The 14,907-nt window shown below is 69.3% G+C and carries 15 protein-coding genes; 6 read left to right on the top strand and 9 right to left on the bottom strand.

All coding sequences use genetic code 11. The features are described 5' to 3' along the window. Positions 1–191: 191 nt before the first annotated feature. Positions 192–764, top strand: coding sequence for a hypothetical protein (locus tag ACIA58_RS19075; RefSeq protein ID WP_396405031.1), 573 nt, complete (start codon positions 192–194; stop codon positions 762–764). Next, a complete protein-coding gene (locus tag ACIA58_RS19070; protein ID WP_396405030.1) occupies positions 761–1,270 on the top strand; it encodes a hypothetical protein in 510 nt (169 codons plus the stop codon). The genes ACIA58_RS19075 and ACIA58_RS19070 overlap by 4 nt, the downstream gene beginning before the upstream one ends. 55 nt (positions 1,271–1,325) lie before the next feature. On the opposite strand, the gene ACIA58_RS19065 is transcribed toward ACIA58_RS19070, so the two are convergent. Continuing rightward, positions 1,326–2,690: an FAD-binding oxidoreductase gene (locus tag ACIA58_RS19065; protein WP_396405029.1), complete on the bottom strand. Its 1,365-nt coding sequence runs from the start codon at positions 2,688–2,690 to the stop codon at positions 1,326–1,328. Between the two features lie 273 nt (positions 2,691–2,963). Between ACIA58_RS19065 and ACIA58_RS19060 the strand changes: the two genes are divergently transcribed. After that, positions 2,964–3,515 carry a dihydrofolate reductase family protein gene (locus ACIA58_RS19060; RefSeq protein WP_396405028.1) on the top strand — a complete coding sequence of 184 codons (552 nt, stop codon included), beginning with the start codon at positions 2,964–2,966 and terminating at the stop codon, positions 3,513–3,515. 19 nt (positions 3,516–3,534) lie between these two features. Here ACIA58_RS19060 and ACIA58_RS19055 read toward each other — a convergent pair whose 3' ends face one another. From ACIA58_RS19055 to ACIA58_RS19035, 5 genes are all read right to left on the bottom strand, one after another. Further along, positions 3,535–4,200, bottom strand: coding sequence for a GntR family transcriptional regulator (locus ACIA58_RS19055; protein ID WP_396405027.1), 666 nt, complete (start codon positions 4,198–4,200; stop codon positions 3,535–3,537). Positions 4,201–4,240: 40 nt separating this feature from the next. Beyond that, positions 4,241–5,155, bottom strand: coding sequence for a D-2-hydroxyacid dehydrogenase (locus ACIA58_RS19050; protein WP_396405026.1), 915 nt, complete (start codon positions 5,153–5,155; stop codon positions 4,241–4,243). A gap of 9 nt (positions 5,156–5,164) precedes the next feature. Continuing rightward, positions 5,165–6,013: a 2-hydroxy-3-oxopropionate reductase gene (locus tag ACIA58_RS19045; protein WP_396405025.1), complete on the bottom strand. Its 849-nt coding sequence runs from the start codon at positions 6,011–6,013 to the stop codon at positions 5,165–5,167. Further along, complete coding sequence (locus ACIA58_RS19040; RefSeq protein WP_396405024.1) at positions 6,010–8,046, bottom strand: alpha-amylase family protein; 2,037 nt, start codon at positions 8,044–8,046, stop codon at positions 6,010–6,012. The genes ACIA58_RS19045 and ACIA58_RS19040 overlap by 4 nt, the downstream gene beginning before the upstream one ends. Positions 8,047–8,196: 150 nt before the next feature. Further along, positions 8,197–9,111: a LysR family transcriptional regulator gene (locus ACIA58_RS19035; protein ID WP_396405023.1), complete on the bottom strand. Its 915-nt coding sequence runs from the start codon at positions 9,109–9,111 to the stop codon at positions 8,197–8,199. A 78-nt stretch (positions 9,112–9,189) separates the two neighbouring features. On the opposite strand from ACIA58_RS19035, the gene ACIA58_RS19030 reads away from it, so the two are divergent. Then, positions 9,190–10,095, top strand: a complete 906-nt coding sequence (locus tag ACIA58_RS19030) for a DMT family transporter (protein WP_396405022.1) — start codon at positions 9,190–9,192, stop codon at positions 10,093–10,095. A 52-nt stretch (positions 10,096–10,147) separates the two neighbouring features. Here ACIA58_RS19030 and ACIA58_RS19025 read toward each other — a convergent pair whose 3' ends face one another. Genes ACIA58_RS19025 through ACIA58_RS19015 form a run of 3 tightly spaced genes read right to left on the bottom strand, consistent with a single transcriptional unit; the run spans position 10,148 to position 11,996 of the window. Then, the gene (locus ACIA58_RS19025; protein ID WP_396405021.1) at positions 10,148–10,972 is read right to left on the bottom strand and encodes a methyltransferase domain-containing protein; all 825 of its coding nucleotides are present in this window, start codon (positions 10,970–10,972) and stop codon (positions 10,148–10,150) included. Continuing rightward, entirely contained in the window at positions 10,969–11,655 is a 687-nt protein-coding gene (locus ACIA58_RS19020) for a hypothetical protein (protein ID WP_396405020.1), read from the bottom strand. Before ACIA58_RS19020 ends, ACIA58_RS19025 begins: the two co-directional genes overlap by 4 nt. Continuing rightward, positions 11,652–11,996 (bottom strand): hypothetical protein, encoded by a 345-nt coding sequence (locus tag ACIA58_RS19015; RefSeq protein ID WP_396405019.1) that lies wholly within the window; start codon positions 11,994–11,996, stop codon positions 11,652–11,654. The genes ACIA58_RS19020 and ACIA58_RS19015 overlap by 4 nt, the downstream gene beginning before the upstream one ends. Positions 11,997–12,154: 158 nt before the next feature. On the opposite strand from ACIA58_RS19015, the gene ACIA58_RS19010 reads away from it, so the two are divergent. Further along, the gene (locus ACIA58_RS19010) at positions 12,155–14,203 is read left to right on the top strand and encodes a histidine kinase (protein ID WP_396405018.1); all 2,049 of its coding nucleotides are present in this window, start codon (positions 12,155–12,157) and stop codon (positions 14,201–14,203) included. Then, a complete protein-coding gene (locus tag ACIA58_RS19005) occupies positions 14,200–14,880 on the top strand; it encodes a response regulator (RefSeq protein WP_396405017.1) in 681 nt (226 codons plus the stop codon). Before ACIA58_RS19010 ends, ACIA58_RS19005 begins: the two co-directional genes overlap by 4 nt. Positions 14,881–14,907 lie beyond the last annotated feature (27 nt).

The raw sequence follows: 14,907 nt of genomic DNA, 5'->3' as shown, positions 1-14,907 counted from the left end.
ACCCGGCGTACCCCTCCGGCCGGCACACCTCGACAAAGGTGTGCCGGCCGGATGCTTGGCTCCGAAAGTGGTGGGTACCGGACGGCCCACGGGGGATGTGAGGCGGCGCTGGGGACCGTCTGCCAAGGGGTCTTGCGATCGCCGGCTTGCGCGATCGCGGGTCCGTACAGCCAATCGGACTTGGAGTTCTGATGGGTACCGTCCTGACCATCGTGATCATCGTCGTCGTGGTACTCGCGGCGGCGGCGCTGCTGTTCATGTACCAGCGCAGACGCTCGGGTGAACTGCAGCAGCGGTTCGGCTCGGAGTACGAACACACCGTCGAGGAGTCGGGAGACCGGCGCAGCGCGGAACGCGAACTGCGCGGGCGCGAGCGGCGCGTGTCGCGGCTCGAGATCAGCCCGCTGAGCCGGGGATCCGCCGCGGCGTACGAGGCGGAGTGGGCCGACATCCGGCAGAGCTTCGTCGATCACCCCGCGAGCGCGGTGGCCGAGGCCGACCGGCTCGTACTGCGGATGATGCGCGAGTCCGGCTATCCCGTCGACGACTTCGACCAACGGGTCAACGACATCTCGGTCGACCACCCCGAGGTGGCCGCGCACTATCGCGACGCGCACCGGGTCGCCGTCGCCGACTCCCGTGGCGAGGCCGGCACCGAGGACCTGCGCCAGGCGGTCACCGCCTACGGCCAACTGGTCGACGCGCTGTTGCACGACAGCGCCGATCACCACTCCCGCCCGACGAATGCCGAGGAGCAAGCATGACCACGCCAGACGACCGCCGCTACGACACCGAACTCGACGACACCACCCGGGACGGCATGGGACGCGCCGACGCCGCCCGCGACGACAACGCACTCGACGACTCCGCACTCGACGACCGCATGGCTGACGACCGGATGGCAGATGACCGGATGGCCGACGACCGCGTGACTGGCGACCGGATGGCTGACGACCGGTCGGCAAGTCGTACCGAGGACGCCATGACAGCCACGCCGACGGGTGACGAGCCGTTGGTGGCCGAGGATTCGGCCGTCGACTACCGCGCTCGCTGGGAGGTCATCCAGCAGGGATTCGTCGACGACCCGCGCAAGGCCGTCACCGAGGCCGACAGCCTGGTCGACGACGTGCTGAAGGCCCTGTCGGACACCTTCGACCGCCAGCACCAGGGTCTGGAACAGCAGTGGTCCGGCGGCGAGCCGTCGACCGAGGACCTGCGCTCGGCCCTGCAGCGGTACCGCGCGTTCTTCCAGCGCCTGCTGACCCTCTGACAAAGCCCAGGGTGCGGCCGGTACGACGACGTACCGGCCGCACCCTGTCAGTTGCCTAGGGCACGATGTTCTGGTTGAGATGGAACACGTTGCCCGGGTCGTACTTGCGTTTGACCTCGACCAGCCGGTCGTAGTTCTGCTTGTAGTTCTCCCGGATCCTGCCCTGGTCGTCCTCGGCCATGAAGTTGATGTACCCGCCGGCCTCGGAGTGCGGCGCGACATCGTCGTAGTACGAACGCACCCATTCGATCCCGGCCTCGTTCTGCGCCGGGTCCGGCCACATGCCGGCGATCACCGTGGCGAAGTTCGCGTCGCGGTAGGCGAACGCCGTCGCGTCCGGGGTGACCCGGTGGCAGGCGCCGTTGATCGGGTAGATGTGCACGGTCGAGTTCACCGCCGGCAGGCCGGGCGCGTGCCGCAGGTGCGCCTGGATCGCCTCGTCGGTCAGCTCGGTGACGAAGTTCGCCTTCCAGTAGTGCTGCAGGCCGGCCGGCACCAGCGCGTCGAACGCGCCGTTCAGCGCGGGGTACGGCATCGGTCCGACCATCTCGGCCATCACCGGCGCGAACTCGCGGAACTTCGAGATCTGCGCCTCGCCCTCGTCGAGGTCGCCGGCCCAGCAGCCGACGATCGCGGCGAACGGCTCGCCGTGCCGGTTCTCCGGGATGAACGGCAGCGGCGGCGCGATCTGGAACGCCGGGAACCCGCCGAGCTGCTCGGGCGCGTCCTTGATCAGCTCCCGGAAGCCCGTCAGCACAGCTGCCGCGTCGGACAGCTCGAAGAACATCGGGCCGCCGTAGATCATCGACACCGGCGCCAGCCGGTACTCCAGCGCGGTCACCACGCCGAAGTTGCCGCCGCCACCACGCAAGGCCCAGAACAGGTCCTCGTTGTCCTTCTCGCTCGCGATCACGAACTTCCCGTCCGCGGTCACCACGTCGGCCGAGATCAGGTTGTCGCAGGACAACCCGAGGCCGCGGGCCAGGTACCCGATCCCGCCGCCCAGCGTCAGCCCGCCGACGCCTGTGGTCGAGATGATGCCGCCGGTCGTGGCCAGCCCGAACGCGTGCGTGGCCGCGTTGAAGTCGCCCCATGTCGCGCCGCCGCCGGCCCGCGCGGTCCGGTTCACCGGATCGACCCGGACGCCGCGCATCCCGCTCAGATCGACGACGAGCCCGTCATCGACCGTGCCGAACCCCGGCACGCTGTGCCCGCCGCCGCGAACCGCCAGCTCCAGGTCGTTGGTCCGTGCGTAGTCGATGGCCGCCATCACGTCACCGGCGTTCTCACACCGGACGACCACCTGCGGCCGCTTGTCGTGCATCCAGTTGTTGACGCGGCGAGCCACGTCGTACCCCTCGTCACCTGCCGTGAAGACCTGTCCTCTGGTGCGTTCCCGCAGGTCCTCTATCGCACTCATGTCCGCTCCCCGAACTGTCGCCTGTCGCAGATCGGCACGCACGTGCGAACCCGCACCGCGCATACCGCGCAGACCGGTCGTCGTCGAGTGCAGCGCGAACCTCACCCCAGAGAGCGTCTGAACCCCGACGGGCAGCCGGCCCTCCCCCAGACCCGCCCGTTCACCCCCGACACTCCCAAGCGGAACCGATTTCGTCAATCCCGGGAAAGGATGTCAAGGCTTGCCGCTCGGTGACGACCAAGAGGCACAAGCAGCCATCACCCGGAGGACATCATGCGGAAGATCATGTACTACGTGCACCAATCACTCGACGGCTTCATCGAGGGCCCGAACGGCGAGTTCGACTGGGCGCAGCTCGGCCCCGAGCTCGGCGACTACTCGATGAGCCTGACCGAGCGCGCCGACCTCTTCCTGTACGGGCGGACCGTCTGGAACATGATGTCGTCGTACTGGCCGAACGCCGAGTCGATGAACCCGGACGAGCACGCGATCCAGTTCGCACCGGTCTGGCGCAGTACGCCGAAGGTCGTGCTCTCGAAGACCCTGGAGAGCGCCGACTGGGACACCCGCATCGTCCGTACCCCGGCCGAGATCAAGGCGATCAAGGACGAGCCCGGCAAGGACATCCTGCTGACGGGCAGCGCGAGCGTGGCCGCCGCGCTGACCGAGCTCGGACTGGTCGACGAGTACCACGTGATCGTGCACCCGGTGATCCTCGGCGGCGGCAAGCCCGTCCACCAGCCCACCGACCGCCGCAACCTCCGCCTGGCGGCGACCCGCTCGTTCGACAACCGGACCGTGCTGCTCCGCCACGATCTCGTCTGACTACTCCTGGGGCACTGTGCTACTCCTGGGGCACTGTGCTGAGCAGGCGGGCTTCGGCCTGCTCGAGGTGGTGTGCCATGTACTCCGCGGCCGCAGTCGCATCGCCGGCGGCGATGGCCTCCAGTACGGCGGCGTGCTCGGAGGCGACGGTGGACGGATCAACCTTCCGGTGGGCCTTGTACTGCCCCATCGAGAGGTGCACCTCGCCGATGATCAGCTCGTGCATCCGGGACAGTCGCCGGCTGCCGACCGCGGCGACCAGCGCCGTGTGAAAGGCGATATCCGCGTCGACCTGGTTCTCGAACAGGCGGTCGCGCGCGGCGTACTCGATCGCGACCTGGGCACGCGCCGCGTCGGCCGGCACCTCACCGGTCGCGGCGAGCGCCGACACCGCCGCCTGCTCGATCGTGATCCGGCTGAAGAACAGGTCGCGGATCTCGGCCTGGTCGAGCACCGGGACGACGGCGGTCTTGTGCGCCGTACGCCGCAGCAGGCCGAGTGCCGTGAGCCGCTCCAGTGCCGCCTTGGCGGTCGGGCGGGCCACGTTGTACTCCGTGGCCAACCGGACCTCCGTGAGCTTCTCCCCCTGCGGGATCTCGCCGTTCACGATCCGCTTGCGGATCGACTCGTAGAGTGCGTCGGTCAGCGAGGACGGTCCGAGTTCCAGGCGCGCTTCGGTGCCCACGACACCCCCTCTAGAAAACTGGTCTGGCAAGTGTACTGGCCTAGTAACCGTGGACCTTGTCAACGACATTGTGCAGCGGCTTGTCGTCGACGAACCGGTGGATGTTGTCGGCAACGATCTCCTGCGAGCGGCGCAGATTGCCGTCGCTCGTCGCCCCGTTGTGCGGCGTGACGATGACGTTGGGCAGCGACCAGAACGGGCTCTCCGGCGGCAACGGCTCCACACCGTGCGCGTCCAGGCCCGCGCCCGCGATCTGCCCCGACCGCAACGCCTCCAGCAGCGCGTCGTCGTCCGCGATCCCGCCGCGCGAGATGCAGATGAAGTACGCCGACGACTTCATCCGCGCGAACGCGTCCCGATCGAAGACGCCGGCCGTCGTCGGCGTCCGCGGCACAGTCACGACGACGAAGTCGGACTCCGCGAGCAGCTGATCGAGATCGCACAGCTCGTCCACGTACGGCGACGGCTGGTCCGGACGACGCCGTACGCCGAGGGTCCGCATGTGGAACGCCTTCGCCTTCTGCGCGAGGTCGATACCCGAGTTGCCGAGGCCGTAGATGCCGACGGTGCGCCCGGCCAGTTCGCCGTGCCGGTAGTGGTCCCACCGGTGCTCGGCCTGCGCGCGCATCCACCGCGGTACGTCGCGACTCAGCATGAGCATCAGCAGGATCGAGTGCTCGGCGAGCGGGATCCCACCGTTGCCCGCACTCGACGTGAGGACGACCGGCGACGCGCGCATCTCGGGCGTGAGATCCGAGTCGACACCCGCGGACGGGCTGTGCACCCAGCGCAACTTCGGCGTCTTCGCCAGCACCTCGGGCGACACATGCCCGACCACCGCCTCCAGCTCGCCGAAGAACTCCGCCGCGTCGTCCAGCGAGTCGACGAACCGCACCGCGACGTCGCCGGCCGCCTCGACGTACGCCGGATTCTCCTTGCCTACAACAACAATCATCGCAAGACCTCAGATCCTGTCCCGGCGCAATGTCCGATAGAGAGCGGAGTGGTCGAGTTCGCCGTCCCCGTCGGCGACCGCCGCGTTCATCAGCTGCTGCGTGGCAGCGGTGTTGGGCAGCGCGAGGTCGAGCTCGGCCGCGGCCTGGATCGCCAGCCGGAGATCCTTGCGGTGCAACCGGATCCGGAAGCCCGGCTCGAACGTCTCCTGAACCATCCGCTCGCCGTGCACCTCGAGGATCCGCGAACTCGCGAACCCGCCCATCAGCGCCCGCCGGACGACGTCCGGATCCGCACCTGCCCGCTCCGCGAACAGCAGCCCCTCGGCCACCGCTTCGATGGTCAACCCAACGATGATCTGGTTCGCGACCTTCGCCGTCTGTCCCGCACCGGCGCCGCCGATCAAGGTGACGTTCTTCCCGAGTACGTCGAAGATCTGCCGGGCCCGCTCGAAGACCGCGGGCCGCCCGCCGACCATGATCGTCAGCGTCCCGGCTCGCGCGCCGACCTCCCCACCCGACACCGGCGCGTCGAGGTACTCGCAGCCGAGCTTCTCGATCAGCTGCGCGAACCCGAGCGTCGCCGTCGGCGAGATCGAGCTCATGTCGATCACCAGCGAGCCCGGCTGCAGACCCTCGGCCACGCCGCCCGGCGCGAACAGGACCGACTCGACATCGGGTGTGTCCGGCACCATCAGGATCACGACCTCCGACCGCTCGGCCACCTCCTTCGCCGATCCGCACACGTACGCGTCGACGTCGGTCCGCCCGCGGTACACCGAGAGTTCGTGGCCGGCGGCAAGCAAATTGTCGACCATCGGACGCCCCATCACGCCAAGGCCGATGAACCCGATCCTCATGCCTCACTCCAATCCACCTGGACGACCTCGAGCAGCCCCGCTGTCGGGACCACCACCTCGGCCCGGCCATCGACGACGATCGGCTCGACGTCGACCCCGGCCACCAGCAGCCGGACCTTCACCTGATCCGTCGGTACGGCGATCGACACGGTCTGCGGCGGCAACGGCAAGGTCTCCCGGATCGGCCCACGCATCGCCATCGGATTGGTGAGGTTGACCAAGGCAACTGCCCTGCACGATTCGCCTTGATGAACAGCGACATCCACCAACCCGGCACCCTCGACTGTCACGTCCGGCGCCGTGCCGAGCGCCCACGAGACAGCGTTCGCGATCAGGCGTCCGTGGTCGGACTGCAGCGCTTCCCAGAAGATCGCGCCGACGTTGAACGCGAAGTAGACCGTCCGCCCGCCGCGAGCGTTCTCGGTGCAGACCACGGCAGGCTTGTCCGGCGCCTCCCGCTGGTACACCTCCTCCATCGGCAGATCCGGGAAGTCCGGGATGAACCGGAACGGCGCCGCCGCGTCCGACTCGACGCCGATGATGTGGGTGCCGCCAATGATCCGGGTCGCGCCGTCGAAGCCTGCGCTCAACGGATGCGCATCCATCAGCGCGATGTAGTTGTTCTGTACCGGACGGCTCTTGTCGGTGAGGTGCACCTCGAGCACGTCGCCGAGCCCGAAGTCGGAGCGCGCCGCCCCATGCTCGTCGTACAACGAGCTCTGGTACGCCGCCACCAGCGAGCCGCCGCCCTCGACGTACGAGCGGAGGATCGCGCACTGCCCGTCGCTCAACTGCTCCGCGTTTGCGAGCACGATCACCTTGAAGGCGCGTAGTCGATCCGGCGTCATGACCTGGTCGGAGACGAACTCGAACGGGATCCGTGCCTCGACCAGCGCCTGGTAGAAGCCGTCGTCGTGATCGTTGTCTCCGGCCCGCAGTTGCCCGGTCCGGGTCGCGTCGAGCAGGGCGACCTCGGCGGTGATCCGCAGGTCGCGCAGGACCGGCTCGACCGTCGCGTGCAGGTTGAACGCCTCGACGACCGGTTGGACCCAGCGGCGATCCTGGATGGTCGCGTTGAACTTCGTGAACCACGGCAACGCGCCCTGCGCGAACCCGTCGACGATCCAGGTCCTCGTCTCCTCGGCCGGCGCGACCGAGTCCTTCCAGCGGTACTTGTGCTCCGGCCCGACCGACGTGATCAGCTGCACCGGCCGATCCGGGTACACGCCGCGGTTGCGCTTGCCGGCCCGGCCGGCCGCCCACGGCGCCTCGATCCCGTGCCGGCCCTGCTTGTCGACGACGAACAGCGGCGCGACCGGCTCGGGCAGGTCCAGATCGCGGGCCGCCAGCGCGCCCAGATTCGGCACGAACCGTGCGTGCGGCCGGAGATCCCGGACGGCCCGGTCCCAGATGCCGACCAGTTCACCCAGCCGCCGGCGCCGCCAGGCGAGGTACTCCGGCCAGCCGTCGCCGTGCTCCTCGAGCGGCAAATCGAGACCGGCCTCGTCCCGGAACGACTTCCGCGCGCCCTCGCTGTACGAGATCCCGAAATACCCCTCCCACCGGTTCGCGAAGACCGCGTCCACGTCGTACTCGCGGACGATCTCGCGGATGACCTCGGTGAGGAAGTCCCGGTGGTACGGCGTAAAGGCGCACGTCAGCCAGACGCCTGGGTACGCCCAATGCTCGATCGGGGTGCCGTCGCGGTCGCGCGCCAGCCACTCCGGGTGCGCCTCCGCCGCGTCGGCATGGACCGCGTGCGGATCGACGCGGGCCATCACGCTCATGCCGAGGCCGCGGGCCCCTTCGACGAGCGTGCCGAACGGGTCGGTGCCGGCGAGGTACTTGCTGCGGTGGTGGTACTCGATCTGGGTCGGGTAGTAGGCGATGTACCCGCCGGCGCTGATGCAGGTCGCGTTGGACCTGCTGTCGCGCATCAGCCGGAGCCAGAAGTCCGCGTCGAAGTGTGCGGGATCGTCCTCGGCCAGGGTGATCTGGGCCCAACGGGTCGCGGTCGAAGCCCAGTTGTCCATGGCGAAGATTGTTAGACAAGAATGCACGACTGGCAAGAGCGGTCTTAGCCTCCGGACGTGGAGTACCGCGGCCGCGAGCTGAGCGGGAACGTCTCGATGCTCGGTATCAGGGAGTCGAGGCGTGCGAGTACAAGCCGACGACTGACACCCTCACAGGTCTGGCGTGGCTCGGCCAGCGGCCTCCGTCAGCGCATCCGCGACCGCTGCGACGGCCGGCGTTCGGGTCCGGCGGGTGAGTAGGAAGACCGTTCGTCCGACAGCTCCTTCGGCCGGCAGTCGTACGGCGACGCCGGGTGCGCCTTGGCCGAGGACCAGGTCCGGGAGGAGTGCGCCGGCGCCCGTCGTACGGACGAGTTCGAGCAGGATCAGGAAGTCGTCGGAGCTGTAGCGGAGATCGGGTTCGAACCCGCCGAGCTCGCGGCAGACGCGGACGTGCATCTCGCGATGCCCCGTACCCGGCTGGCAGGCCGCCCAGGGCAGGTCGGCGAGCTGAGCGATCGGGACACGGTCGGCCGCGGCCTCGGGATGGTCTTCCGGAAGTACGACGCGGATGTGCTCGCGGAGCAGATGCTCGCGGAGGAGATCGGTGTGTACGGCGCGCGGCTGGCCGTCGTACTCGTCGCCGACCATCACGTCCAACTGCTGCAACCGGAGCGCGGGTGCAGCCTGCTCGACCTCGAGCTCGGCGGCCTCGACCCGGATGTCGGGATGTGCGGCGGCGAGGCTGCGGATGGCCGGTGCGACGACCCGGATGAAGGCCGACTGAAACGCGGCGACGCGGACAACGCCGGCGACTCGACCCGCGGCGACCGCGGCCAACTCCGCCTCGGCCGCCTCGACTCCGTCCAGCAGAGCGGTCGCGTGCCGCACGAGGACCTGCCCCGCGGCGGTGAGCCTGACGTTGCGGCCGACGCGCTCGAGCAGCGGCGTACCGGCCTCGCGCTCCAGGACGGCCAACTGCTGGGAGACGGCACTGGGCGAATAGCCGAGCGCTCGCGCCGCGCCGTGAACGGTGCCGCGACCGTGGACCTCGCGCAGCAGTCGCAACCGATGCAGATCCATCATTCGTTCAGCTTAGCTTCACGATGTCGTCCGTGAAGCCGCGATGGACGTGAACGGTCTACTGGTCTGACCATCGACGTCGTGGGACGCCTCTTCTGCCTTCTCTCCGCCGCCGCCTTCGGGGTCATGGCCGTGTTCGGCAAGCTCGCGTACGACGCGGGCGTGTCGGTGGACGCGCTGTTGCTCGTCCGTTTCGGCCTGGCCGGCGGACTGCTGCTGACGATCGCGCTGGCCCGCGGTTCGCTGCGCAACTTGCCGCGGCGCGCGGTGCTGACCGGGCTGGGCATGGGCGTATTCGGGTACGCCGCGCAGTCCGGCCTGTACTTCTCCGCGCTGGCCCGGATGGATGCATCGCTGGTCGCGCTGATCCTGTACCTGTACCCGATTCTCGTGATGGTCGCGGCGATCGCGCTGCGGCGGGAGCGAGCGTCGCGCCGGCGCGTGGGGGCGCTGGCGATCGCGCTGATCGGGATCGGGCTGGTGCTCAGTGGGGCGCTGGCCGGTCGGTTCGACCTGCTCGGCGTGCTGCTGGCGTTGGGTGCACCAATCGTTTACACCGGGTACATCCTCGTGGGCGATTCGCTGACTGCCGATGTGCCTCCGCTGGCGTTGACCGCGCTCGTGTGCACGGGGGCCTTCGGCACCTTTCTGGTCCTTGGGCTCTTTCGTGGCTTCGATCTAGGTTTCGCGCCCATCGGCTGGCTGTGGCTGGCGGCAGTGGCGTTGATCAGCACGGTCGCCGCGATCCTGCTGTTCTTCGCCGGGATGGCGCGCGTCGGCCCGTCGGTCGCGTCGATCCTGTCGATCTTCGAGCCCGTCGTGACGGTCGCCGCGGCGGCCCTGGTGTTCGGCGAGCAGCTCAGCGCGACGCAGTGGATCGGCGGCGCGCTGGTGCTGTCCGCCGTACTGATCGTGCAATGGCGGCCACAATCGTTGCCGGAACTTTCGCGGTCTTCGGTGGAGACGACGGCAGACTTGACGGTATGAGCCGGATGGCGCGGGCGGGTGTCGTCGCCTTCGTGACGACGGCCGCGACGCTCTACACAGCACGGGGTTTGATCGCGCTGACGGCGTACATCGTCAGAGACATGTGGAAGGCGCCGCGATCGGCTGCTTCACCGAGGGTTTTCGCGAAGGCCTCGGCCTCTTCAGGTGTGATGACGCCGGCCTGCAACGAGGTCAGGTGCATCATGCCGACGAACCCTTGCCGCGCACCCTCTTGCGGCTCCAGCCACGTCGCGGCGGTCTCCCCCGTGATCTCGAGTCCCGCGTCGGCGAGCAGACCGCGCAGCTGACGACCGGAGTACGGGTTCGCCGACTCGCGCAGGAAGTAGCCGACCATCCGCTGCAGTACGTCGGGATCCGCCGGGTGGATGATCGCCGTACCCCAGTCGGTGTCGATCAACGCGATCCGCCCACCGGGTCGCAATACACGTGCCATCTCCTTGACGACCGCGGCGGGATCGTCGACGTGCTGCAGCACTCGCTCGGACCGCAGTATGTCGACCGACTCGTCGTCGAAGGGCAGCATCTCCGCCTGGCCGTCCACATACTCGACGTCCACGCCGGCCGCTCGCCGTACCGCCTCGGCTCGCAGACCCGGGCTCGGCTCCACGCCGATCGCCCTGGCGCCGAACTTGTGGAGCGCGACCACGTCCTCACCAGTGCCCGAGCCGACGTCGACCGCCGCCTCCCCCGCGGTCGGCGCGAGCTGGTCGAGCGCCCAGGACTTCAGTGCATGTACGGCGGGCCGGGCCGCCATCTGGTCCAGGATGAACGCCTGGCGGTCGATGTTCTGCCGGGCCACGTGCGCGGCCCGGAAACTGCCGCGCTCCGTGACGAACCCGGCCCCGTCCGGCCTCATGGCAGCGGCTGCCACTCGTCGTCACGCATCCGGAGGATCGCCCACCCCACCGCGGCGAATCCGGCGGCCTGCAGACCCCAGCCGATCAGGTCGAGCGTGTGACTGCTGACGATGACCGCGGCCACGAAGTGGATCGGCTGCGAGACGATCACCGCGATCGCGGCCCAGCGCGGCCCGACGTGGGCCCGCCACATCGCGATGCCGAGCAGGATCGTGCCGAGGACGTGACCGATCACGAACGCGAAGCCGGCCACGTTCATCGAGCCGTGCGTGACGTCGGCGGCCTTCGCGATCGAGGCCGGATCGAGTCCCGCCGTCCCCGCGGACCAGGTGAACACGTCGCTCGCCGCGGTCCACGGCAAGGACAGGTACCCGGCGATCATCAGGACCACCGCGACCGCGGTCAGCCACGGCGTACTGCGACGCGTCAGGCGGCCGACGAAGTACACGGCCGGAACCAGCGTCAGGAACGCGATGTAGCCGAGCCACAGCACGAGCGAACTGCGATCGAGGTTGCCGACGATCTTGTTGACGATGGTCGGTACGTCGTCGGTCGTGTTGTACGGCAGGAAGTACCGGAGCAGGGCCACCGCCGCGGGGCCGATCGGCAGGATCAGCGCGGCTGTCCATCGCCAGAGCGGCCGGATGTCCGCGTGCGTCGTAGGCGTCAGTGTCTGCGTCATCGCGCACCTGCCAACTCACGCCGCGGCAGCAGCACCGCCACGACACCGACGATCGTTGCGCCGACGCCGACGCCTGCCGCGGCGACCGCGGCTGCGGGTACGTCGGAGGCGAAGAACGCCGGCACCGCGAGCAGTGCGGACGCGATCCGCAGGGTGATCAGCGGAACCAGCGCCCCCCGCTTCCCCCGCCACGCGAGCCCCACCAGCACCAGGCTGGCCAGCCCGAGCGCCGCCGCGCCGATGGCGATACTCATCGGCGGGTGGTCCCCGTCCGTCATCAGCGGTGTGGCCAGATCCGCCACACCGAGTAGTCCGAGCAGAACCAACCCGAACTTGTTCATCTCATTACCCCCTCATCAGTGTTTCCGACCGCCCAACCGTCGCGCGCCGGACGGTGGTCGGGCCCGGGGCCGGGTTCCCTGCTGCTCAGGCGGCTCCCCGGCCGGGCCGGGAACGCGATCCCGAGACGCCGGGAACCCTTTGGGCGCACACTTCGGATATGACCACCACCGCACCGAGCCGACGGGGCCGAGTCGCCCGAGCCGGCCTGGCCGGTCTGCTCGCGGGCTTCGTGGTTGCCGAGGTCGCGGTCGCCGTCGGCTATCTCCTCGCGATCGGCTGGGGCTGGCACGAGCTGGTCGACTCGTTCATGGTGACCAACGGCCTGATGGCACTGACGTTCGGTCTGTGCGGCGCGGTCATCGCCTGGCACTGGCCGTCCAACCCGATCGGCTGGCTCTTCCTCGCGGACGGGATCGGCCACGCGACCACACCGCTGGCCGGCGCGCTTGCCGAGTTCATCGGTGCCCAGGGCGGCTCACTGTCTGCCCAGCGGGTCTTCGTGACGATCTCTTCGGCCGCCTGGCCTTGGTCGATCGGTCTGTTCCTGCCGCTGGCGCTGTTGCTCTTCCCGACCGGCCGCCTGCTCTCGCCGCGGTGGCGCTGGGCGGCCATCGGGATCATCGCCACCGCACCGCTGTTCGTCCTGGAGATGGTCGGCAGCGGCGACCCGATCGCGCCCGATCTCCCGCGGGGCTACCTCTCGATCCCGTCGTACGACGATCTGCAGCCACTGTGGAGCTTGACCGAGCTGCGCAACCTGCTCGCGATCCTGCTGGCCATCATCTGCCTGGCGGTCAGGTACCGGCGCGCGGACGAAACGGGCCGACGGCAACTCCTGTGGTTGCTGCTGGCATCGGTGATCGCGATCCTGTTCGTCACACCGTGGGCCTTCGTCACCGGTACGCCGATCCTTGTGCTGCTGGCGATTCCGCTGATCCCGATCTCGGTGGCGGTCGCGATCGTGCGCTACCAGCTGCTCGACATCCGTCTGGTGATCTCGCGGGCGCTGACCTGGGCCCTGTTGTCGTTGGTTGCCATTGGCATTTACGCCGTACTGGTGGCGTTGCTCGACTCGCTGATCGCGTCCCAGGTCGGGCGGTCCGCGGCGGTGACGGTGTTCGTCGCGCTGATCATCGCGCCTGTTCTGCCTCGTTTGCAGCAGCTCGTCGATCGGGCGTTGTACGGCGATCGGCATGACCCGGCGCGGGTCGCGTCGCGGGTTGGCGAGCAGCTGTCCGCCGGGCTGCCCGGTGTGGTCGCCGCGATCCGGTCCGCGCTCCGTCTCCCGTACGCCGCGTTGACCGTCGACGGCCAGGTGATCGCTGTGGACGGTACGCCGGGGGACGTCGTACCGCTGGAACTCTCGTACGGCGGAGAGGTGGTCGGATCTCTCGACATCGGAGTGCGGTCTGGCGAGTCCGGGTTGTCGTCGGCCGATCGGAGTGTGCTCGGGCTGGTCGCCGTACCGCTGGCCGTTGCTGTGCACGCGACTCGGTTGTCCGCTGAGCTGCAGTCGTCGCGGGAGAAGCTCATCTCCGCGCGCGAGGAGGAGCGTCGCCGTCTCCGCCGCGACCTCCACGACGGCCTTGGCCCGACCCTCACCGGCATCGCGTTCTCCGCGGACGCCGTCGCCAACCTGATCACCGCCGACGCCACGCGGGACCGCACCGCCGCCGCGCCGCCGTCCCCCGACGCCTCGGGGGCTGTCGATCTCCTGACGAGGTTGCGGGCGGACACGCGGACCGCGATCGGCGACATACGCCGACTCGTCGACGACCTGCGGCCGCCGGCACTGGACGAGCTCGGCCTGGTCGGGGCGCTGCGGCAGCGAGCCGACCAGCTGTCGTTCCGCGCCGACGGCGCCACCATCCAGGTCGCGGTCTCGGCCAACGGCTTGCCGACGTTGCCGGCCGCGCTCGAGGTCGCGGCGTACCGCATCGCGACCGAGGCGCTGACCAACGTCGTACGGCACTCCCGCGCGACCTCCGCCGTACTCGCCCTGCGCTGCGGCAGCGACCTCGAGATCGAGGTGACCGACGACGGCCCGCCGAACGGCGCCTGGCGTCCTGGCGTCGGCCTACAGGCGATGCGCGAACGCGCGGCCGAACTCGGCGGCACCTTCAAAGCCGGCCCAACCCCGACGGGCGGCCTGGTCCGCGCCAGCTTCCCCCTCGCCGCGACGACGGCCCCGCTGGAGCCACGATGACCGCCGGCGACCTCCCCGACACCATCCGCGTGGTGCTGGCAGATGACCATCCCGTGGTCCGAGCCGGCCTGGCTGCACTCCTGACCTCGCTCCCCGGCATCGAGGTCGTCGGCGTTGCCTCAACCGGCCGCGAGGCGGTCCGCGAGGTCATCACCAGTCGCCCCGCCGTCGCCGTACTCGACCTGCAGATGCCCGACCTCGACGGCTTCGCCGCCACCCGCGAGCTGGCCCGCTCGGCGCCGGAGACCGCCGTACTCGTCCTCACCATGTTCGAAGACGACGACTCCGTCTTCGCCGCCATGCGCGCCGGCGCCCGCGGCTACCTGGTCAAAGGCGCCGAACAAGAAGAAATAGCCCGCGCCATCCGCGCCGTAGCCGCCGGCGAAGCCATCTTCGGCCCCGGCGTCGCCCGCCGAGTCCTCACCTTCTTCTCCGCCCCACCCCCGGCCGCCGACCCGTTCCCCGAACTCACCACCCGCGAACGCCAGATCCTCGACCTCATCGCCGCCGGCCTCTCCAACCCCGCCATCGCCGACCGCCTCGCCCTGGCCTCCAAAACCGTAGCCAACAACGTCTCCACCATCTTCACCAAACTAGGCATAGCCGACCGATCCACCGCCATAATCCAGGCCCGCAACGCCGGCCTTGGCGCAGACGTGGTACCGAACGACGGGTAGTGGTCGCCGCGGCCACCCACCTCCCCG

This window comes from Kribbella sp. NPDC051586 (assembly GCF_044453965.1).
In the GTDB taxonomy this organism is placed as follows: Bacteria; Actinomycetota; Actinomycetes; order Propionibacteriales; family Kribbellaceae; genus Kribbella.
This window is presented reverse-complemented; position numbering and strand designations above follow the sequence as displayed.

Excerpts from the sequence above, each read along its gene's own strand:
- ACIA58_RS19005 (WP_396405017.1), top strand. The coding sequence starts at position 14,200 with ATGACCGCCGGCGACCTCCCCGACACCATCCGCGTGGTGCTGGCAGAT.
- ACIA58_RS19035 (WP_396405023.1), bottom strand. The coding sequence starts at position 9,111 with ATGATGGATCTGCATCGGTTGCGACTGCTGCGCGAGGTCCACGGTCGC.
- ACIA58_RS19070 (WP_396405030.1), top strand. The coding sequence starts at position 761 with ATGACCACGCCAGACGACCGCCGCTACGACACCGAACTCGACGACACC.
- ACIA58_RS19010 (WP_396405018.1), top strand. The coding sequence starts at position 12,155 with ATGACCACCACCGCACCGAGCCGACGGGGCCGAGTCGCCCGAGCCGGC.
- ACIA58_RS19015 (WP_396405019.1), bottom strand. The coding sequence starts at position 11,996 with ATGAACAAGTTCGGGTTGGTTCTGCTCGGACTACTCGGTGTGGCGGAT.
- ACIA58_RS19025 (WP_396405021.1), bottom strand. The coding sequence starts at position 10,972 with ATGAGGCCGGACGGGGCCGGGTTCGTCACGGAGCGCGGCAGTTTCCGG.
- ACIA58_RS19060 (WP_396405028.1), top strand. The coding sequence starts at position 2,964 with ATGCGGAAGATCATGTACTACGTGCACCAATCACTCGACGGCTTCATC.
- ACIA58_RS19075 (WP_396405031.1), top strand. The coding sequence starts at position 192 with ATGGGTACCGTCCTGACCATCGTGATCATCGTCGTCGTGGTACTCGCG.
- ACIA58_RS19050 (WP_396405026.1), bottom strand. The coding sequence starts at position 5,155 with ATGATTGTTGTTGTAGGCAAGGAGAATCCGGCGTACGTCGAGGCGGCC.
- ACIA58_RS19020 (WP_396405020.1), bottom strand. The coding sequence starts at position 11,655 with ATGACGCAGACACTGACGCCTACGACGCACGCGGACATCCGGCCGCTC.
- ACIA58_RS19065 (WP_396405029.1), bottom strand. The coding sequence starts at position 2,690 with ATGAGTGCGATAGAGGACCTGCGGGAACGCACCAGAGGACAGGTCTTC.
- ACIA58_RS19040 (WP_396405024.1), bottom strand. The coding sequence starts at position 8,046 with ATGGACAACTGGGCTTCGACCGCGACCCGTTGGGCCCAGATCACCCTG.
- ACIA58_RS19045 (WP_396405025.1), bottom strand. The coding sequence starts at position 6,013 with ATGAGGATCGGGTTCATCGGCCTTGGCGTGATGGGGCGTCCGATGGTC.